A 22145-nucleotide genomic window follows, 5' to 3' on the forward strand; every position below is an offset into this window, starting at 1 on the left:
TAATTGATGCTTAAATATGAATTTTAAGTAATTAAAACCATATAAAAGCCTAGCAAAAAGAGAATTAGGCAATCACGTCAAAACTTCAAAGTTCACAAAGATAATCAATATTTTACAATTTAATGTATATTTCTGTCTAATAATTTTAAAAGATAATCACCATATTGATTTTTTCTCATTGGTTGAGCCACCTCTTCAAGTTTTTTATCGGTTATCCAACCATTTTTATAGGCGATCTCTTCCAGACATGCAATTTTCAATCCCTGACGTTTTTCAATTACTTCAACAAAGGAAGAGGCTTCAAAAAGGGAATCGTGCGTGCCGGTATCCAGCCAGGCAAATCCGCGACCTAACAACTGCACTTTAAGCATTTGCTGATCAAGGAATTCCTGATTAACAGTTGTTATCTCAAGCTCTCCTCTTGCTGAGGGTTTGCAGTTACGGGCGATCTCGACAACTTTATTCGGATAAAAATAAAGTCCCACTACTGCATAGTTCGATTTGGGATGAGCTGGCTTCTCTTCTATACTGATAACATTACCATCTTTATCGAAGGCAGCCACTCCGTATCGTTCAGGGTCGTTTACGTAATATCCAAATACAGTGGCTTTATTAGCTTCTTCTGCATCCTTAACCGCACTCTGAAGCATACGCGTAAAGCTTTGACCATAGAAGATATTATCTCCTAAGACCAGACAAACACTGTCGTTGCCTATAAAATCTGCCCCAATGATAAATGCCTGGGCAAGGCCATCGGGTGAAGGTTGTTCGGCATATTCGAATTTTACGCCAAAATCAGAACCATCTCCAAGCAAACGCTTGAATCCAGGTAAATCCTGGGGGGTTGATATTATAAGAATTTCTCTAATACCGGCCAACATAAGCACTGAAACAGGATAATAAACCATCGGTTTATCATATATCGGCAGTAACTGCTTGGATACACCCTTTGTAATAGGATACAAACGGGTTCCCGAACCTCCAGCCAAAACAATTCCTTTCATCCTTTTTCTTTTTTTAATTTATAACTGCAAACATACATAATTATAAGATAAATGACCAATCATTTGCCACAAATTCCGGTAAAAGCACAGTACATACAGGCATTTTCAGTTTCAGTCTGCCGGAAAGGAATGGTATAATCAAATATCTCGCGAAGGCATTTACCCAGTTCTTCCGCAAAGTTATCCCGAATAGAGGCGAATTCACTTAATGGTATTTTCTCTTTGGCAGGTTTCTGATAGACCGCACTGTCAAACGCATCAGAAAACAGATTTCTCATATAATATATACCGGGTTGAATACTTTTTGTTGGTTCTGTCAATCCATACATCCACGAATACAAACAAACCTGCATAACAGCCTTAGGCCTGTCTTTCAGTGATTTGTCAAAGAGACTGTCAACCGTTGTAAAGACAGATGTACCGCTTCCGCTCTTGTAGTCAATAATACGGAGGCTTCCCTTAACTTCATCTATACGGTCAATAAAACCTTTAAGTTGAATTGTTTCATTCGGATTAAGAACAAATTCGGCATACACTTTTTTTTCCGATTCAATATATATAAATGGAGTTAGCTTACTATCTCGCTCCAGGACCTTGATTACATATTTGCGAATCATTTCACCGATCAGAAAGTTCTGACCGGAAAGGGGACGAACAGTTGCCGATTTAAAGAAGATTTCGGCAAAAGCTTTAGCAATGGTCTGTGTTAGCAACTCTTTATCTTTCACAATTTTATCAAGCAGATCTGCAGTAACCATCTTACCTCTGAAGGGTTCATACAATACCTCCATTACTTTATGGAGCAAACTACCAAACACATTACTTTCAATAGTTTCACTCACCTCCTCCTCTTCTTCCAATCCTTCAAGGACTGTAAAATAAAACTTTAACGGACAATCCAGATAGGTATTTACTGCACTGGCGGAAATGGCTTTTCTTCCTCCCTTTTTGTATTGAGCCAACAATTCGGCCACCTTTGGGGTTTTAGGCACACAGATAGCCGGAGTTTTAGAAGATGAAACGTTGTATACCAGCAGACTTTGCTTGATGTCCATTTCGTAATGGTAACGAAGTTGATAAACAAACCGGCTCACTTCGCCGGTTTGAAGACCGTTGCTCCGCGTATCATAAAGTAAGCTGACCTGCTTTGAGCGATATATCAAACGATAGAAATGATAGGCCCAAACACTATCCTGATGTTCGTAAGTAGGCAAACCGAATCCTTTACGTAAATTATATGGAATAAATGAGTTTGCCCCTTTTCTGGTTGGATAAATGCCCTCGTTTACTGAAAGAATGATGATCCGGTCGAAATCCAATGCGCGCGTTTCCAACACCCCCATAATCTGTAAACCCGAAAGAGGTTCTCCATGAAAAGGAATCGTTATCGTATCGGTAAGCCTTCTTAACAGGCGGTAGAAAGTATTAACCGTCATTTCTATTCCGGCATCCTTCATCACCTCCTGCATTCGGTTTACGGTTGCGAAATAATGAAAGATAAATTCCTGCTCCAGATCGTGGGTCCGCTGAAATTCGCCTTCGTTTTCGTCGTCATTATCAGACGACAATACTTTATTCAGCTCTTCCAGTATATGGATAATATATTCAGAGAATGCATCGGTTCCGGCAACAGGATAAAACAGAATAGAAAGAAGGCTGTTCCGGCTAAGCTCGTCCGACTCTATATATACTTTATTATTCTCTGTAATCGTGCGGATCAATTCGCTTACAAGATCCGGCGATGACGTATTAATATACCGGTGATTCAAAATAGACAATACATCCCGGAAGTAAAACAGAGCCTTTCCATCCTGGAAACGTATGTTCTTTTGCAATGCCAGTATATAGTCCATCAAAGAGGCTACCGGAGTTCCGGCCAATGGATATCCCATGGTAACATTTATCTTCTTAATGTTTTGGGGAATTGCATTTAATACCGGAATAAGCAACGTTTCATCCGGAAGAATCACGGCCGTCTTAAATGCTTCAGGAGCCCCAAAATCTTCACTTTCACAAAGTTCGGAAAGGATGGTATGCACATGCTTTGCCTGTCCGATGCCGGATGGAATACCTATCACCTCAATCCGGGGCTGATCAATTTCATCCAATGGCAGCACATACTGAGAAGGAAAAAGCTGCTGGTTCCTTCTTACAAAGAAGGAAGCCTTATTATCTGCATCCATCACCATGGGAGAAGCATAATCCCAGTAAAAGTCGGCCACCCCTTTATCTCTCAGATAACCTAAAAAAGACTCTTCAGCTTTGGTAAGGGCATTAAGCCCCACAAAAACAATCTTTTTATAAGGTAGGTTTAAGCTATCTTCTGCAGCAGATTCTGCCACATCCCTGAATATCATGCCTTCGTAGCCTTTCCCCTCGTGTGCCAACTTTTCTCTGAGACTTTCATAAAGTGAAAACAAAAGTTGCCATACATGCAAGAATTCTTTCTGGTTCGGAGAATCATTCACCGGATAGAATGAGGACCAAAATGAACGAATGGCTGCTATCTGTTCGGCATCGAGAAAACTAAAATCTGACTCGATCTCCCGTAAATCTGTTACATTCGAAAACAGTTTGGCTGCATTTACCATATATTTATCAATGTCATCAAAGTCATTCAACAACATCTCTCCCCAATAAAGAAATTCGTCGAAAGACTCCTGCGATCCGCTTTTTTCAATATAAATAGTGTACAATGAAAAAAGCATGCTGATTCTGTCGGCCGATTGTTTTCCGCTGAGTTGAGTAAACAAATCGCTGATGGTGAGCGTAAGCGGCGAGAAAATCGGTTTTTGCGCAATTTCGGATAAATACTTTTGGAAGAAAAGGCCGGCTCTCCTATTCGGGAAAACAAAAGCCAACTCGTTTATTTCCGTACCATAAGTATCGTAAAAGCACGATGCAACCTTATATAAAAATGGGGTCATATTAGTAGTATCAATTATCTGATTTAATATACAAACATACTTAAAAAAGTTGGTTAACCGTCATTGTGCCGGTTATTCATTTTGTACAGAATTAAAACCTTAATCCAGTTATAAAGTAAGTCAGCAGCTAAGTCCTGTAAAAAATACTAAACCTTTTATTACTTTTGCAGGGATATCAAATTCTGAGAAATAAAAGATTTATGGAACAAATTACCAACTGGTTTAATCAAAAGTTGCTGAACTTTGGCACATCTGTAAGTGTAGCAGACTATCTCGACAATTTTGCTGTACTACTTATAATTATATTGCTTGCTTTGGCAGTAGATTATATTTGCAGATACATTTTATTGGGAGCATTTAAAAAGTTTGCTAAGAAAACGACCAATCAACTGGACGATTTAATCATTGAAAAGAAAATAATAAACAAAGGAATGCATATCATTCCTTCCATTCTTATTTTCACTATGCTTCCATTGGCCTATCCATCACCTGCAGATAAAGAAATTCTCGTCTTGTTGCAGAAATTATGCCAGATATATATCATAACTGTTTCGCTTCTTTTTATAAACAGCCTCCTGAATCTTGGGGTGGAATTATTTCACAGAAACGACAAATTTAAAGACAAGCCACTGAAAGGTTTTGTCCAGATTGTGCAGGTTATCTTATTCTCAGTAGGAATCATACTGTTGATCAGCATACTTATAAACGAATCTCCCTCCACTATTTTTACGGGAATTGGTGCATCTGCAGCCATTCTGATGTTGGTGTTTAAGGACACAATTCTGGGATTTGTAGCGGGCATCCAGCTGTCGGCCAACGATATGTTACGGGTGGACGACTGGATTTCGATGCCCAAGTACGGAGCCGACGGAACGGTAATTGAAATTACGTTAAATACAGTCAAGGTAAAGAACTTCGACAATACCATATCCACCATCCCTCCTTACGCACTTATTAGCGAATCTTTTCAGAACTGGAGAGGAATGCGTGAATCTCCCGGAAGACGAATCAAAAGATCCATCAATCTTGACATGAACAGCGTAAAGTTCTGTACACCCGAAATGCTGGAAAAATACCGGAAGATATCTCTTCTTGCCGGGTATATAGATGACACCGAAAATAAACTTCAAACTTACAATCAGGCAAATCAGATTGACAACACTATCTTAGTAAATGGCAGACGTCAGACTAATCTGGGTGTATTCCGTGCCTATCTGCAACGCTACCTCGAAAGTCTTCCGGAAGTGAACAAAGAGATGATATGTATGGTAAGGCACCTGCAACCCACGGAGAAAGGTATTCCTATGGAACTCTATTTTTTCTCATCCATCAAAGATTGGGTAATCTATGAAACCATCCAAGCCGATGTATTTGACCATGTTCTGGCGGTGATACCGGAATTCGATCTTCAGATTTTCCAGGAATTATCCGGAAGTGATGTCCGGACGTTTGTTAAAACTGAAAATAGATAAAGGGCTGAACCCCGGCACTTTTAACCTGAAAAACAATAAATACAGCTATAATTAGTATCAACGCCTGGATAACCAAAGGCGACTTAGTTACAGCCAGCTGCATTTTCATTTCTGCTTTTCTAGGCATAAAGTGCATCAGATACCCTGTAATCATCATGAATGATACCACTTTGTAACCAGATAGGAATTGAAGAAAAACTTCGGGATGGAAGTTTGTTGCAATCTGAGTAAGCATCTCTCCTACCCGTTGCATGGAATCTGCACGGAAAAAAATCCATCCGAAGCATACAACATGAAATGTTATAAGCACTCCGATTACCCTTCGAAGCGGATTCATCAATTCGCCCGATTGCTTAAAGCTGCTAAATCGGCCCATCACGAATTTGTGTACAGCCAGGGATATTCCGTGAATAGCTCCCCAGATAAGGAAACGCACAGAAGCACCGTGCCACAAACCGCCCAGAAGCATGGTTATTAACAAATTAAGATAGGTCCGAACCTTTCCTTTTCGGTTACCACCCAAGGAGATATATAGATAATCTTTTAACCAGGAAGAAAGAGAGATATGCCATCTACGCCAAAATTCGGTGATGGTGGCCGATTGATAGGGTGAATCAAAATTGATATTGAACCTGAACCCAAGCAGTAAAGCGATACCGATTGCCATATCCGAATAGCCGGAGAAGTCGCAATAAATCTGCAATGCATATCCATAGATGCCCAATAAGTTTTCTACCCCCGTGTATAGCAACGGAGCGTCGAAAATACGATCTACGAAATTCAGGCTTATATAATCGGAAATCACCGCCTTCTTAAATAATCCGCACACAATCAGGAAAAGCCCTTCTCCAAATTCGGCTTTCGATACCGAAGGAGTTTTATATATCTGTGGAATAAAATCCCGCGCACGAACAATCGGTCCGGCTACCAGCTGAGGGAAGAACGAAACATAAAATACATAGTCGATCCATCTTTTCAGCGATTGAATTCGTCCGCGATAGATATCGATAATATAACTTAACGACTGAAACGTAAAAAAAGAAATACCAACCGGCAGGAAGATATCCATCGGCTGATAGCTAAGCTTCTGCAATTGCTCGATACCGAAAATCTGTCCTATTTCAACTCCGAGACCTGTAAATGCCTGACATAAAAAGTTGGTATATTTAAAATAGCCCAACATACCCAGGTTTACACAAAGGCTTAATGCTACCAGCAATTTACGCTCCAGATTGTTGGACGACAAAGAAAGGAGTCGGCCGATACAAAAATCGGACGAAGCTGTAAACATCAATAACAGAAACCAGATTCCGCTGCTTTTATAATAAAAATAGAGAGAAAAAAGTGTTACATAGAATATCCTTGCATAGGCATATTTTCTCAACGGGATATAAATCAATACAAATAAAATAAACAGAAAGAAAAACAGGCCGCTGCTAAAAATCATAGGAGCGCCAGGTTGATACCCAAGCAAACTGGGAATACGTGATAAATCCAGATTAAAGATTTCCATTCTGTTCGAGATGATTGTTATATTTTTTGATAAATGCCTTGTAGAACAACGTGCCTTGTTCCTTATATCCTTCTACAGTAAAATGAACCCGGTCTTTTCCAAACAAACCCGCCTTGTACCAACTTTTACAAGAACCGTCTGCTCCGGTTGCCGAAAATAGATCCCAACAGGCAATACCCTTCTCCCTTGCATAATTTACAATTGTCTGAGCCACCTGCTCGGTGCGGGTATTTCTTACATAGACTCTTTTTTTCTTGACACGCGTCCGTTTGTAACACTCGGCCGGAGTTGTAAGCATCAATGTTGTTTCGGGCATGTAAGTTTTAAGCATCGTAACAAAACGATCTATCTGTTTCTCGAAATCTGCTTTATTGAAATTCCTGCCAAAACTTTCGTTGGTGCCCAGCGATATAATAAGCAACGTAGGTTTTAACAAAGCCAGTTGCCTTACATAGCTTTCTTTGGTATAGTTTTCATACAAAGCACCGTTTACTCCGATGGAATGATACAAAACCCCGGGATTGCCATTGGTAAGAGATAACCCGTAGAAGGTATTCATAAACGCATCGGAACTACCTGTATTTGTAGAATCGACTTTATCCGCAGCACCCTTCAGCGACAATACATCTGTAAGCTTAGGCAAACAGAAGGTATCTGCAACCAGAGCGGGGTCTGTTGTATCGGCTCCTTTTAAAGCAACAATGCGATGATCGGGATCAGATGGCTGCAGGAAGGCAGCCTGAGGGTGACGGTATAAGATGGCCTTATTGAATGAATAGCCCATTCCGTTATTTGGAGCAATTGAAACATCCAGGTTTACGTTATGAAGATTAGTTTGAATTCCAATTCCCCCGGGACCGATCAGGCATTTGGGGGCCGATTGTGTAATACGTCCGGACACCCAGCTGTTATTTTCGGAACGGATGAAATAATCGTCGGGTTCGTTGGTCTTAGACAATTTTAAAGGAGAAATCCATCCCCTGCCCGCATTGCCAAAATCATGTTGCATCAACCGCATGATTTTACCCGTATTGTATCCTGCCTGCAGATGAGAATCGCCCAAATGCACGATAGTAAGTACCGTATCTTTTCCCGATCGTAAAGAATCAAGCAAACGAAAGATCGGATCCAGCGCATGCTGGTTGTCCTGAATCACATTCAGCGAATCAACCTCAAAAGAAACTGATCCGGCAGAAGGGATTGGAAGTAATTCGTGAGATGCAGACGGCAACAAGTTCTTATCAAAGCCTTTTGTGACTCCGAATGCAAAATGAATGCTTGAAACAAGCACGAGTGATGCAATAAGACAACCCATCAAGGTTTCTTTATCGAAGTGCTTTTTCTGCTTCATCATAAAATTGTTTTTCTATTAACACTGCTTTAAATAGAGACATTCCTATCTCCTTCCCTCCTCTGAAGCTCAGATGTGTATAGTCTTTGCTTGCCCAATTATTGTCTACATATCTCACCATACTGTTTTCGCCACCCATAGCACTAAACACATTCCAAAAACAAACGCCTGCTTGTTGGGCTATCTGTCGTTGAGCATGCAAAAGAGCTAATACTGCTGGCATAGTTTTAAAGGCACCTTCTTCCTGACGGCTACGGTCGGATACCCCCAGTAATAGAATATCAGCATTGGGAAAACAGGTCTGCACATGTTTTATCACCTGCACCATTCGTTGGCGATACCAACCATAATGAAGCATCTCGTCGCTTACAACATTCAGGCCGTATTGCAGCACGATTAAATCGTACCTGCGGATCGCATTCAAAGCTTCGCACCTGGAAGGATCCATCTGTTCCAGTATAAGGCCTGAGTTTCCGCGTAAAGAATAATTATCTACCACAACACCTGTTGTATCTTCCATCGAAACGCCCAGTACACGTAATCCTTCGGTGCGGTTAAAACGGAAAGAGGCATTGGTAAAGTGACCTGTCCAGGTTCGTTGCGTAACCGTATTCGTTGCCGGAAGATCCTGGTAGGCTGTATCTGCTGAGCTGTTGCTGACAAGTTGAACCTGCGAATTGGCATTCTGTTCGTATACCAGCTTTAGGGTGGAGACTTCACGGAGAGTTGCATAACGGCTTACGGTACGGAAATTAGCATTTGCACCCTCTTGGGCTTCAAACACCATTCCGGGCAATGTATATTTCTTACTTTTATCTGTAAGCAGCGAGAATGTATTCCATCCGCCAAAGTGATGTTCCACCGTGGGACGGTATTGCGAAACAGAAGAAGCAATAGGTACAAAACCGACGCCTCGTCCGCCAAACTTCTGTTGCATGTCATTTCGAAAATCGGCTACCATGATATCTCCTTCTATGAACGAATCTCCCATAAATGCGATGCGGACCTGCCCTCTTCGCTCCTGGGCATTCTTCAGTGCTGCAAAGAAGCGTTTTAAACCTACATGTCCCAGTGAAAAGTCTTCCAGCCGTACCCCCTGCGAGTCGGCTGCCGACCATGACGATTGCATTGCTTTGTAAAGCGAATCCCTTAGGGCGATTGAAAACGAATCGGTTTCGGTCGATTGTGCCAAACGGGCTTTATTGATAGAGTCTGTCAGCAACGAATCGGCTATGGCAAGTTTGCGTTTCAATTGGTCGATAGACACCGAGTCATCTTTGATTCTGAGATCCGAAAGTAAGTCTACTTTCTTTATTTTGTATCCCAGGATAGTGTCGGGCAGCATATATAGAGCCAGGCAAACAAACATAGTTATGAATAGGATTCCTATCAGTCTGCCAAAAGTCGTGTCTTTATTCATTTATCGCTATCTGCTTATTTCGAAGGTGCAAATGTAGGTATTTTTTTATTTTATTAATGAAGTTAATCCGGAATGGGATAAAAGAAAAACTGAAATAAATGGGTAAAGGCTGCCCGTTTATTCCAAATTCTATTACATTTGTAATCTAAACAGTTCAATAATACATATATAATAGTAGTCTATGAACAGACGCAGATTTTTAGAAACGGCATCAGTCGCCACAGCCGTGTCGGCTACAGCGGGAGTGCTTACTTCTTGTAAAGACGACGCCGCTTGCACATTAAAACCCGGAGAAATACTTCATACAGTTGCTTTTAGCCTAAAGCATGGCAAAGAATCGGATGCTACAAACGCCTTTCTGTCCGACGGAAAGAAGATTCTAACATCTATCCCGGTTGTCAGAAATTTCCAGGTATTCCGCCAGACCAGTCCCAAGTGCACATTCGACTTCGGATTTTCGATGGTCTTTACGAACCGTACGGATTTCGAGACATACAACAACCATCCCGATCATGTTTCATTTGTAAAAGAAAGATGGGAAACTGAAGTCAGCGGATTTCAGGAAACCGATTACGAGAGCCTATGAGTACATTAGCTACGCCCTTTGCGCGTCCGCTTTACATGATGGTTAAACCTGTGGGGTCTGTATGTAATCTGGCTTGCAAATATTGCTATTACCTTGAAAAAGGGAACTTTTATCCGGAAAAGAAAAACAGCATAATGACTGATGAGCTTCTTGAGAAATTTGTTCAAGAGTACATCAACAGTCAGACTATGAGCGAAGTCTTATTTACGTGGCACGGAGGTGAACCACTGATGCGTCCTATCAGCTTTTATAAAAAGGCGCTGGAGTTTCAGAAAATTTACGGACGTGGCAAACAAATAGATAATTGCATCCAGACAAACGGAACGTTGCTTACGGATGAATGGTGCCAATTCTTTAAGGAGAATAACTTCCTGGTGGGGATATCAATTGACGGTCCGCAGGAGTTCCACGACGAATACAGACGTAACAAGCAGGGACAACCCTCCTTTTATAAGGTAAAGAAGGGAATCGACCTGTTAAAAAAACACGGAGTCGAATATAATGCGATGGCTGTGGTTAACGACTACAATGTTGACTATCCCCTCGAGTTTTATAATTTCTTTAAGGAAATAGAATGTCATTATATTCAGTTTTCACCCATTGTGGAACGTATACATGAACAGAACGACGGGACCAAACTTACTCATACGCTACAACAGAATCAGGAAATAAAACTTGCGCCTTTTACTGTTGATTCCGAAAAATGGGGCAATTTTCTCTGCGCCATATTCGACGAATGGTTAAAGGAGGACGTGGGAACCTATTTCGTTCAGTTGTTTGATGCAGCCCTGGCCAACTGGGTTGGAGAGCAACCCGGTATATGTACGCTGGCAAAAACATGCGGACATGCAGGAATTATGGAATTTAACGGAGATGTTTACAGTTGCGACCATTATGTTTTTCCGGAATATAAACTCGGAAATATACGTACACACTCGTTAACGGAAATGATGTATTCGCCAAAGCAACTTAAATTTGGCGCCGATAAGGCAGATACGTTGCCCAATCAGTGTAAATCGTGCGAATACCTTTTTGCCTGCAACGGGGAATGCCCGAAAAACCGTTTTCTTACAACAGCCGACGGCGAACCGGGACTAAACTATTTGTGTAAAGGTTTAAAAAAATACTTCACACATATTGCGCCTTACATGGATTTCATGAAAAAGGAACTCATGGCTCAACGTCCGCCAGCCAATGTGATGGATTGGGCGCGTAAGCAGAAGCAATAACACAAAAAAGAAAAAGTTATGAGCTTTAACAGACGGGAATTTATTAAAACAGGAGGAATTGTTATGCTGGGATCTTTAGCTACTCCCTCAATATTAGGTGAAGTTGCAGAAAGTTATGCCGGCAAAGCCGCCGGCGTGTTATTTGCCTTGAATCACTTCGGTGTTTCGGAAGGCGATTTAAAAAAGGTTTTGGGGGTAGCTCTCGAAAAAGGGGGCGATTATGCCGATCTCTTTTTTGAACATTCGTTTAACAACTATATCGGACTACAGGACGGGGCAGTGAACCGTGCCAGTTCAAATATAGATTATGGTGTTGGTATCCGTGTTCTGTCGGGCGATCAGAGCGGTTATGCATACGTAGAGAACGTCACTTTGCAAGACATGCTTACGGCGGCCCGTACGGCGGCTCGTATTGCCAATGTAAAAGGAAACAAGGCCGCGGTGAACCTTACAGAGAAGCCCATCGTTCAGAACTATTATGCGGTGAAGACTCCCTGGAGTGAAATTGCCGTAAACGAAAAGATGCCCCATCTTCAGAAACTGAATGAAAAGGTTTTCGCTTTAGACAAAAGGGTTCACAAGGTATCGGCATCTCTTAGCGATTCTACTTCGCACATTCTTTTCTGCAATTCGGAAGGCATTATGTATTACGATTACCGCCCCATGGTTACATTGGGTGTTCAATGCATTATGGAAGCCAACGGCAAAATTGAGAATGCCTATGCATCGAGAGCTTTTCGTATGGGTACCGAATTTCTTACCGACGAATTGATTGACGAACTGGCAAACGAATCTGTAAAAAAGACATCCATCCTGTTCGAAGCTGTAAAGCCTAAAGGCGGAGAAATGCCGGTGGTTATGGGTGCCGGAGGTTCGGGTATTCTGCTACACGAGGCTATAGGACACGCTTTCGAAGCCGACTTCAACCGAAAGAACACCTCCATATTCTCGGATCAGCTCAATAAAAAGATTTGCAACGAACATATCAATGTGGTAGACGACGGTACCATTCCTTTTAACCGGGGTTCTGTAAACATAGACGACGAAGGTATAGAGGGACAAAAAACATACATCGTAAAAGACGGCGTTCTAACCAGCTACCTGCACGACCGCATCAGTGCCAAACACTACGGCATACGTTCTACGGGTAATGGCCGGCGCGAATCGTTCCGTCAGATGCCTATGCCCCGTATGCGTGCCACCTATATGGAAGATGGAAACGTAACGGAAGAAGAGATGATCGCTTCGGTAAAGAAAGGTATTTTTGCCGATGTATTTACCAACGGGCAGGTTCAGATCGGGGCCGGCGACTTCACCTTCTTCGTTAAGTCTGGTTATTTAATCGAGGATGGCAAGCTTACTCAACCTATCAAAGATATAAACATCATCGGTAACGGTCCGAAGGCTTTGGCAGACATCACCATGGTGGGTAATAATTATAAGATGGATAACGGAACCTGGACTTGCGGAAAAGACGGACAGTCCTGTCCGGTTACCTGCGGAATGCCTTCCGCATTGGTCAGCAAACTAACAGTTGGAGGAGAAAATTGATATGATATCGAACGAACATAAATTACTTGCACAATGGGCAATGGAATTTGCCCTTAGAAATGGCAGTCAGGCTTCCCGTGTTAGCTTGTACACCGGATTCAGCAGCTCGATTGAAGTGCGCGACATGAAAATTGACAAGCTGCAGCAGGCATCCGAAAACGGACTTGTCATCAATATCTTTGTTGACGGAAGATACGGTTCTTTTTCGACCAATAGATTAAACAAGGCCGAACTCGAACGATTTATTAAAGAAGGCATCAATTCTACCCGGTTTCTTGCCGAAGATAAATTCCGTACCCTACCCGATTCCTCGTTCTATTACAAAGGAGGAGGCGTACCGCTCGACTTGATAGATCCCTCGTTCGACTCCATCAATCCGGACGATAAAGTAGGACTTGCCATGAAGGTTTGCGAAGAGATTTACGGAAAAGACAAACGGATCATCTCGTCCAACGGATCTTATGGAGACGAAAAAAGCTTCAAATACATGGTAGCCAGTAACGGATTCGAGGGCGAAAGCGCCAACTCGTCTTTTACGTTGGTTGGCAATGTAAGCATTAAAGGCGAAGGCGATGCCCGTCCGGAATCTTACTGGTACGATTCGTCTATCTATTACAACGAACTACAGAAAGACGGAATCGGAACAAAGTCCATCGAACGGGTGCTTCAAAAATTAGGACAACAAAAGATAGCATCCGGCAAGTATGCCATGGTGGTAGACAATATGAATTCTTCCCGCCTATTATCTCCGGTAATCGGAGCTTTGTACGGATCGGCCATTCAGCAAAAGAATTCGTTCCTGCTTGATAAACAAGACAAGCTGGTGTTGGGAAGCAACGTTACCATCAAAGACGAACCGCATCTGGTAAAGGCCGAAGGCGCCCGTTATTTTGATAACGAAGGTGTTGCCACTACCCCGCGTGCAATTTTCAATGAAGGAGTGCTGAACACCTATTTTATCGACACCTATAATGCAAATAAAATGCAGGTTAAGAGCACCATCAGTTCTCCCTCTATCTTAACTATGCAACATGGAATGAAAGATGTGAACGGTCTGGTTGCATCGCTCGAGAAAGGAATACTTGTTACCGGGTTCAACGGTGGAAACTGCAACAGCACCACCGGCGATTTTTCTTACGGCATTGAAGGTTTCCATATCGAAAACGGTAAAACCACACAACCTATCTCCGAAATGAACGTAACCGGAAACATGATTACTTTATGGAACAACTTGTCCGAGGCAGGTAACGACATCCGTAAATCGTCATCATGGCGAATCCCTTCGCTATTGTTTAAGGACGTAGATTTTAGCGGATTATAAATAAAAAAACTCCCGAAGCCCGACTTAAAGCTTCGGGAGTTTACATCTCTCCTTTTCGACAGAGCAATGAAGCCGGCACCTTGCACCATCGGATGAAGGCCTATTTTACACCTTTCCTCTTCGACTAAGCATTGCAATTATCTTGAAACAAACCCAAATAACACCCTGTAATTTGTAAAAAATCATTATTTTCTGTTATTTTTTTGTAGCTTTGCAGACAAATTGACAATATCAATCGGATTGAATTGAATGGATTATTCCAGGTAATAACAGTTAAATTTTAAACCAGATGGATTTATTTTTTAGTTTTAAAGAGGTTTTAAGTGCTTTTGTGGTACTATTTGCTGTAATTGATATATTGGGAGCTATTCCCATTATTATTAGCCTCGAGCAGAAGGACCAGACTTTCGAGGCAGGTAAAGCAGCTCTCATCTCGTTTGTTATTTTAGTGGCATTCTTATTTGTCGGTCAGGCTCTGCTCGCTTTATTCCAGGTAGATATATCATCGTTTGCGGTAGCTGGCGGACTTGTTCTCTTTGTACTTGCCGTAGAGATGATCTTTAACATAGAAATTTTCAAGAATGATAGTCCGGGTGGTACGGCAACCATTGTACCTCTGGTATTTCCGCTTATTGCCGGAGCAGCCTCCTTTACTACGCTGCTTTCGTTGCGGGCAGAATATAATATCCTGAATATTATCATTGCTGTGGCGTTAAATATGATAGTGGTTTATGTGGTACTAAAGAAGGTATACGTTGTAGAAAAGTTTTTCGGCAAAAGCGGTATCTATGTGATGCGTAAATTCTTCGGAATCATTCTGCTAGCTATCGCCGTGAGACTTATCACCGCCAATCTGACCTCACTGATCGGCAGTCTGTAAGAACCAGCTTGCATCTGATCCAAGCCTACGTTTGAACCTGCAGCAAGTCCGGTTCAGATATATCCATCGGGTGTAAACTATTTTAGGATGGATTTTGGTAAAGTGTAAAGAATCGCAGTATGACATTTGAAGAGATGTCTGGGTTTCGGTTTAATGATTTGAAAAGTGTCCAAACTTTCAGTATAATGATTTCTGATATGTCTAGTTTCTCAGTTTAAAGAATCAAAAAACATTTACTCAAATTAAAAAGTCAACAGTCTCACACCATCAAATTATCAGCAGTTTACAACACAGATTTTTCCCTTAAGTAAAAAAATAATTTCCCTTAAGTCTAAATTTATTTTCCCTTAAGAGAAAATAAATTTAGACTTAAGGGAAAATTTTTAGGTACTTTTTACTCAAAATGTATATACTTTTTGAGATGTTTCTCATTACTTTTCAAGTCAAAACTAATAGGATTTTTCCCCATTCATTGCCCTAAGAAACTTCAATACCCTACAACCTGATTATCAATCACATACACACCGTTCCTCAATCATATAGAGCTTGCTTATCATTCATATATAGCTTGTTATTCAAACATATAAGGCTTGTTTTCCATTCATATATGATTGGGAAAGGAAGTATTATAAATTTGAAAGAGCTGCTTTGATATCGCTTTTTATATCTTCAATATGCTCGATACCAACCGATATTCTCAATAATCCGGGTACAGCTCCGGCAGCAATCTTATCCTCTTCCGATAGCTGCTCGTGTGTTGTAGCTGCGGGGTGGATAATAAGAGATTTTGCATCTCCTACGTTTGCCAGGTGACTGATCAGCGAGAGTCCATTTATCAGCTTGTCGGCTTTCTCTGCTCCTCCTTTTAGTTTAAAGGACAACACTCCGCCAAAACCATGTTTAAAATACTTCTTTGCCAGTTCGTGGTAAGGACTGCTTACTAATCCGGGATAGTTTACATACTCTACTTCCGGGAGGGTTTCAAGCCACTTTGCCAGTTCCAGCGCATTGGAAACATGACGCTCCACTCGCAGCGACAACGTTTCGAGACCCTGAATAAGCAGGAAGGAGTTGAACGGACTGATGGCATTACCCCAATCTCTGAGCCCTTCTACCCGTGCCCTCAAGGTAAAGGCAATGTTGCCGAACGGACCTTTGTCGCCAAATACATCCCAGAATACCAATCCATGGTAACTGTCGGACGGCTCTGTAAAGGCTCTGAATTTTCCGTTACCCCAGTTAAAACGGCCACTATCTACAATCACACCACCCAAAGAGGTACCATGACCGCCAATCCATTTCGTAGCACTTTCAACCACCACGGATGCTCCGTGGTCAAGCGGTCTGAATAAGAAGCCCCCTGCCCCAAAGGTATTATCTACCACCAATGGAATCTGGTGTGCATCTGCTACTCGTGCAATCGCTTCAAAATCGGGAATATTTAAATCCGGATTACCAATCGTTTCCAGATAAAGAGCTTTGGTATGATCGTCGATAAGGGCTTCGAAAGCTTCGGGAGAATCGTTGGGTGTAAAACGGACCTCCACACCCAGACGTTTGAATTGATTCTTAAACTGGTTATATGTTCCGCCGTAGAGATGGGATGTGGAAATAAAATTATCGCCGGCCTCCAGGATGTTATTCAATGCGATAAACTGAGCCGATTGCCCCGAAGAGGTTGCCAGAGCAGAAGCTCCGCCTTCGAGAGCCGCAATACGCTTTTCGAATACATCGGTGGTTGGATTCATCAGACGGGTATAGATATTCCCGAACTTTTTAAGTCCGAATAAATCGGCGCCATCCTTGGCATCCTCAAACACATAGGATGAAGTCTGATATATCGGCACTGCTCTGGAGTGAGTGGTTTGATCTACTACTTGTCCGGCATGCACTTGCAACGTTTCAAATCTAGCATTATTAAGTCCCATAATCTATCTGTTTTTTTATGAATTGTTTTCAGCAAAGATAGACCAAGCAGACTTAGCCCATATCACTCGTTATAGGCATTTCGAATACCATAAACATGGTATATAAAAGCGATGAATGGCTTTAAACCAAAAAAAAGGGCATCCAAACCTGTTGGACGCCCTTTAATTCACTATAAAAGCAGAGTTCTTATTTCTTCAATTCTTTGATACGGATGTTTCTGAACTTTACAGGAGAACCATGACCAAGGAATCCGATGTGACCCTTTTCGTTGAACAATCCCGGATGTTGTTTTCCATCAGGTGTACCATTCTTGGTAGCCTCTTTAATATCACCATCCAAAATTACAGTTCCATTCAAAGTAACCGTAATACGGTTTCCTTTGGCTACAACCTCCTGGTAGTTCCACTCGCCCATTGGTTTATGGAATCCTCTTTTTGCAGGAATAATTCCATATACAGATCCATGGTATTGATATACCTTGAGGTCTTTGTAGATAGGAGCTTCATTGTCCAGAATCTGCAATTCCATACCTACATAAGCTGCATCACCTTCCAACGGAGTACGGATACCTAATCCGTTGTTAGCACCCGGTGTAAGCTGGAATTCGAAACGATACACAAAGTCTTTGTATTCATCTTTTGTATACAGATTGCCACCGTGCGCTCTGCTTGGTTTCATCGAGATACAACCGTCTTCCAATACATAGTCTACCGTATTACCAGTCCAGTTGTGCATATTCGTTCCGTCAAACAACACCTTGAAACCCTCTTTCTTTTCTTGTTCCGAAAGTTGGAATGGTTCTGCGCGTTTTAGTTCCTTCACTAAAATATTGCGATAGCTTACTTTGCTTCCGTGTGCCTGTAATTCGATCTGCTCTATCGGGAAGATAGGTTGCGAACGATCCCAGTAATTTTCCAGAATTACATTGTTCACTACAAGCTCGCCATTCAGGTAAACTGTTACACGGTCGCCCACCATTTTGATATAAAAGCTATTCCACTCGCCCAACTTATTGTCGGCCACCTTCAACGGTTGACTAGGATTTTTCTGGTTGTTATACAAGCCACCCGATCCAACCTGGGCACCTACCTTTACACGGGCTGTATCCCAAATCTGAACCTGGGGAGTACCGCGCAAATAAACTCCGGCATCAGCCTCAGGACCTGCAGGGTCGAGCATCCAGTCAACGTACATTTCAAAATCACCGTATAGTTTATCGGTGCAAAGGTTATCACCTTTACCGTTAAATACCAATACACCATCCTGAACAGACCAGGTAGAACGAGCCTTCTCGTCGGCTTTAGCCTGTTCGGCAGCCAACTCTTCGGGTTTCATCTTAGCACGCAAGATTGGGTTTTTAACCAAGCCCTTCCATCCGCTCAGGTCTTTTCCGTTAAACAACGATACAAAACCTTTTTCGTCTGCCATTTCATCCAGATGCTTTTGGATAGCCTGTTTCTGATAACCTGCATCCGGATTGTCGAGAACCTCTTTCACTTTGTTTAAAAGCGTCTTCACATTCTCGCCGGTATAGGTTTTATTACCCAGAGCAATATTCATAACAGCGTTAGCTGCAGCTTGCTGTAACGGTTTTTCATTTAAGAATTCGCCGGCATACAACATACCCAGGTAAGTACCTGTGCGTTCAATTTGCTTTAAGATGGCAACCTTCTGAGCATCGGTCTTGGCAATCTCCATTGCTTTTCTTAAACGGATCAAACGGTTTTCGCCGGTATATTGAGCATTCGAAACCAATTTAACATATGCATTCATTGCACGGTCGAAATAGCCCGGAGCAGATGAATCTTTGCAGATAGCATAGAGTGCATCGGCAGCTTCAAGACCTTTACAGCTCATCAACGCTTCGAAAGCTGCATCTTTTGCGGCACCCTGACCTTTAGCAAAGCCTTCCGAGATTACAGAAAGTGCTTTTGCATCGCCTGTTTGTGCCAACACGATATAATAAAGATGTTTTTTACTTTCGCCTGCCTGCAACATCCGGTTGCTGATTGTAGAAACCTGAGCTTCTTTACTCATTCCGCTAACAGCTGTAATTACAGCCTGTTGCAATGGAACAATAGTAGAAGCGTCTGCCGTTTCAAGCATTCCGCACATGTTTACAAGATCTCTTTCCTCTACCACATCTTTCAATGCAGCATAAGCCGCTTTCTTTACAGACTCATTGTCTGATTTAGTCTGCGCCAAAACAGTGTTAAGATTGGCAGAAGACTTACGCTGAGCCAACAGTTCTATTCCAGCTATTTTGCCGGCTTCCTTAGATTTATCGATTGCCTTTACAACAGGTGTTGAGATATCACCCTTGAAAGAGGCCAGAGCACGTTGAGCTAATTTCACAACCTGCTCGTCTGATGAAGTAAGTAGTGCCGAAATATCACCGATTGTATTGGGATCTCCCAACTTAACCAATGCCCATACTGCAGCTTCTTTCACTCCAAAATCGTTATTCTTTACCTGTTTGCGTATCAGTTCGGTGGCTGGCTGATCAAATTTGATCATCACTTTGCGGATAGCTTCACGCTGAACCGGACATTCACTCTGACTGGCAATCCAGTTAAGGATGTCTGTTTTTGGTTCGGGTTTGGCTTTATCCATTGTTTTGAACAGGGTAACGTATACTTCGTCGTTAACAATTGAAGAGGTATAATCTAATGCCGCATTGCGGTATTCCTTAGAAGCATCCTTCAATGCTGCAAGAACCAGCTTCAAACCTTTCTCTTTTTGAATAGAGAGCAGTATTTCGAGGGCAGAATTACGTGTCTGTGTTTTACCAAGTTTAGTTGCTTTGCTAAGCAGGTCGTTTGCAGCAGCTTCGGCAGCCTGCGTATTTCCATCGGCAGCCAACTTTTTAATCAGAGCGATGTAGGCTTCGTTTGCTCCGGTATTTTCCATTGTGAAAGCTGACTTTTCTGCCAATGCTCCCAGGGCGTTTAACGAAGTGGCTGATCCGATCTGACTCAGTGCATACAGCGTTACTTTCTGCAAATTCTGATCCTGAGTAGCCAACAGATCCAACAAGGCCTGCTCCACTCCCGTTGCATCAGCTTCGGCAATTGCCTGAATGATGTCTTTCTGGATGGATACATTGTTTTTGGCCGACTGTAATGCGGCTGTTAGCGCATTATCAGCTTTTGCTGAATTAAAGGATACCAAAGCACGGGCAGCTGGTCCGGCCAGATTCTCCTGAGTCAGGTATTTGGCAAGTACAGATACACTTTCATCCTTTCCAACCAACTGAAGCTGGCGAATGATAAAGGCTTTGATTTCGCGGTTAGAAACCTGTTCGAGCACTTTGCCGTAAGCGGTCGCAGTGGTTAAACGTGCGCTTTCGTTACCCGTTGCCATCACATAATGAGTAAGTCCGCTCAGTGCGTATTCCACCTGAGAGTTACTTCCTTTACCCGGTTCGTTAATCATTTTAACCAACATGGCTACACCATCTTCTCCTGTTGTAGAAAGAGACTGAAGTAACTTATTGTATTCTGCCTGTTTTTGTGCCGGCATTTGCGCCAAAACATCGGCAACAATGGTACTGGCTGTTCTGCCCTGTGGCTCTTGCGCCCAAAGAGATGCCGATAATAATAATGCGCCTATTGGCAAATATATTTTTTTCATCTATATTTCAATTTATAAGATTAGATATTCCAAGGTGCACGCGCCGGCTGATCCAACAGACGGTTTGCTGCTTCGTCATTGACAAATTCAAGTTTAACAGGATCAAAATGCAAGGTACGGTTCAAACGCAACGCTACCGCTCCCATATTAACAATGGTAGCAGAACGGAATCCGTTTTCTTCGTTCAATGCAAATTTCTGACGGGTCTTAACACTGGTAAGGAACTCAGAGATTTGAGGTTCGGGTTCCGGATAATCTGCTAATTTCTTTTCCCAGTTTGGAATATCACAAACAAAATTCTTATAAACATTACCATTCGGACCTGCAATGTAAGGTGTATCCGGATTACCATAATCGCCACCCCAAAGAACAATCTGGCAACCGTCTTCGTAAGTGTAGGTAATGGAACGCCAGGTTCCTACTGCATCCGGATGCTGTTGTGGAGCATCCACCTCAACTTTAACAGGGCTTGTATGATCTTTTCCTAATATATACTGTACGGGGTCGATATAATGCTGTCCCATATCACCTAAACCACCACCATCATAATCCCAGTATCCACGGAATGTCTGGTGTACCCTGTGGGCATTGTAAGGTTTATAAGGAGCCGGGCCTAACCACATGTCGTAATCCAGTTCGGCAGGAACAGGTTGCGGTTCAAGATATTCTTTCCCTACCCAGTAGAACTTCCAGTCAAATCCGGTATGTTTGCTGATTGTAACCTTTAACGGCCATCCCAGCATACCGCTCTGAACCAGTTTCTTCAAGGGTTTAACGGGCGTACCCAATCCGTAGAAAGGATCTTTAAAACGGAACCAGGTATTAAGACGGAACATGCTTCCATATTGTTTTACAGCTTCCATCACACGTTTACCTTCGCCGATTGTACGGGTCATCGGTTTTTCACACCAGATATCCTTACCTGCTTTGGCAGCTTCGACCGACATAATTCCATGCCAGTGAGGAGGAGTTGCAATGTGCACGATGTCTACATTCTTATCCAAAATTAAATCGCGGAAATCTGTATAGGCTGCAATTTTGTCTTTAACCAGGTTTTTGCCCAGTTCAAGGTGTTTCTTATCAACGTCGCAGACTGCAACTAAACGGGTACCTTCGTAGTTGAGGTGGCCGCGCCCCATTCCTCCGGTACCTATAATACCTTTGGTAAGTTGATCACTTGGGGCAATAAACCCATTTCCCAGCACATGCCGCGGGACTACTGTAAATGCCGCAACACCGCCGAGAGTCTTTAAGAAATCTCTTCTGTTTGTTTTCATAGTATGAAATATGTTAAACTTATAGTTTTAAGAATCGCAAAAATAATTATTA

Annotated in this window: 14 protein-coding genes; 6 read left to right on the forward strand and 8 right to left on the reverse strand. The window is 42.3% G+C overall.

Annotated elements, in window-relative coordinates; all coding sequences use genetic code 11:
* Positions 1–119: 119 nt before the first annotated feature.
* Both rfbA and AB7E53_RS01040 read right to left on the reverse strand, forming a co-directional pair.
* Positions 120–1004: a glucose-1-phosphate thymidylyltransferase RfbA gene (gene rfbA, locus AB7E53_RS01035; protein ID WP_079683026.1), complete on the reverse strand. Its 885-nt coding sequence runs from the start codon at positions 1002–1004 to the stop codon at positions 120–122.
* A gap of 59 nt (positions 1005–1063) precedes the next feature.
* Positions 1064–3931 carry a PD-(D/E)XK nuclease family protein gene (locus AB7E53_RS01040; RefSeq protein WP_446773648.1) on the reverse strand — a complete coding sequence of 956 codons (2868 nt, stop codon included), beginning with the start codon at positions 3929–3931 and terminating at the stop codon, positions 1064–1066.
* A gap of 200 nt (positions 3932–4131) precedes the next feature.
* On the opposite strand from AB7E53_RS01040, the gene AB7E53_RS01045 reads away from it, so the two are divergent.
* Positions 4132–5403: a mechanosensitive ion channel family protein gene (locus AB7E53_RS01045; protein WP_421467190.1), complete on the forward strand. Its 1272-nt coding sequence runs from the start codon at positions 4132–4134 to the stop codon at positions 5401–5403.
* Here the strand turns inward: AB7E53_RS01045 and AB7E53_RS01050 are convergent.
* Genes AB7E53_RS01050 through AB7E53_RS01060 form a run of 3 tightly spaced genes read right to left on the reverse strand, consistent with a single transcriptional unit; the run spans position 5384 to position 9687 of the window.
* Positions 5384–6916 carry an MBOAT family O-acyltransferase gene (locus AB7E53_RS01050; RefSeq protein ID WP_079683029.1) on the reverse strand — a complete coding sequence of 511 codons (1533 nt, stop codon included), beginning with the start codon at positions 6914–6916 and terminating at the stop codon, positions 5384–5386. The genes AB7E53_RS01045 and AB7E53_RS01050 overlap by 20 nt on opposite strands.
* Positions 6903–8270, reverse strand: a complete 1368-nt coding sequence (locus AB7E53_RS01055; protein WP_446773650.1) for a GDSL-type esterase/lipase family protein — start codon at positions 8268–8270, stop codon at positions 6903–6905. The genes AB7E53_RS01050 and AB7E53_RS01055 overlap by 14 nt, the downstream gene beginning before the upstream one ends.
* Positions 8242–9687 carry a hypothetical protein gene (locus AB7E53_RS01060; protein ID WP_446773652.1) on the reverse strand — a complete coding sequence of 482 codons (1446 nt, stop codon included), beginning with the start codon at positions 9685–9687 and terminating at the stop codon, positions 8242–8244. The genes AB7E53_RS01055 and AB7E53_RS01060 overlap by 29 nt, the downstream gene beginning before the upstream one ends.
* Positions 9688–9868: 181 nt before the next feature.
* Between AB7E53_RS01060 and AB7E53_RS01065 the strand changes: the two genes are divergently transcribed.
* The 5 genes from AB7E53_RS01065 (at position 9869) to AB7E53_RS01085 (ending at position 15254) form a co-directional block, all read left to right on the forward strand.
* Positions 9869–10273: a Dabb family protein gene (locus AB7E53_RS01065; protein WP_079683031.1), complete on the forward strand. Its 405-nt coding sequence runs from the start codon at positions 9869–9871 to the stop codon at positions 10271–10273.
* The gene (locus AB7E53_RS01070; protein WP_446773654.1) at positions 10270–11502 is read left to right on the forward strand and encodes an anaerobic sulfatase-maturation protein; all 1233 of its coding nucleotides are present in this window, start codon (positions 10270–10272) and stop codon (positions 11500–11502) included. Before AB7E53_RS01065 ends, AB7E53_RS01070 begins: the two co-directional genes overlap by 4 nt.
* A gap of 18 nt (positions 11503–11520) precedes the next feature.
* Positions 11521–13053: a TldD/PmbA family protein gene (locus AB7E53_RS01075; protein ID WP_179398224.1), complete on the forward strand. Its 1533-nt coding sequence runs from the start codon at positions 11521–11523 to the stop codon at positions 13051–13053.
* Between the two features lies 1 nt (position 13054).
* Positions 13055–14374 carry a TldD/PmbA family protein gene (locus AB7E53_RS01080; RefSeq protein ID WP_350456624.1) on the forward strand — a complete coding sequence of 440 codons (1320 nt, stop codon included), beginning with the start codon at positions 13055–13057 and terminating at the stop codon, positions 14372–14374.
* 289 nt (positions 14375–14663) lie between these two features.
* The gene (locus tag AB7E53_RS01085; protein WP_068184007.1) at positions 14664–15254 is read left to right on the forward strand and encodes a MarC family protein; all 591 of its coding nucleotides are present in this window, start codon (positions 14664–14666) and stop codon (positions 15252–15254) included.
* Positions 15255–15880: 626 nt separating this feature from the next.
* On the opposite strand, the gene AB7E53_RS01090 is transcribed toward AB7E53_RS01085, so the two are convergent.
* The 3 genes from AB7E53_RS01090 to AB7E53_RS01100 form a co-directional block, all read right to left on the reverse strand.
* Entirely contained in the window at positions 15881–17182 is a 1302-nt protein-coding gene (locus AB7E53_RS01090) for an O-acetylhomoserine aminocarboxypropyltransferase/cysteine synthase family protein (protein ID WP_068179792.1), read from the reverse strand.
* A gap of 187 nt (positions 17183–17369) precedes the next feature.
* Positions 17370–20816, reverse strand: a complete 3447-nt coding sequence (locus AB7E53_RS01095) for a family 16 glycoside hydrolase (RefSeq protein ID WP_446773656.1) — start codon at positions 20814–20816, stop codon at positions 17370–17372.
* A 20-nt stretch (positions 20817–20836) separates the two neighbouring features.
* Entirely contained in the window at positions 20837–22093 is a 1257-nt protein-coding gene (locus tag AB7E53_RS01100; RefSeq protein ID WP_079683036.1) for a Gfo/Idh/MocA family oxidoreductase, read from the reverse strand.
* Positions 22094–22145 lie beyond the last annotated feature (52 nt).

Source organism: Macellibacteroides sp., assembly GCF_050251695.1.
Lineage (GTDB): Bacteria > Bacteroidota > Bacteroidia > Bacteroidales > Tannerellaceae > Macellibacteroides > Macellibacteroides fermentans.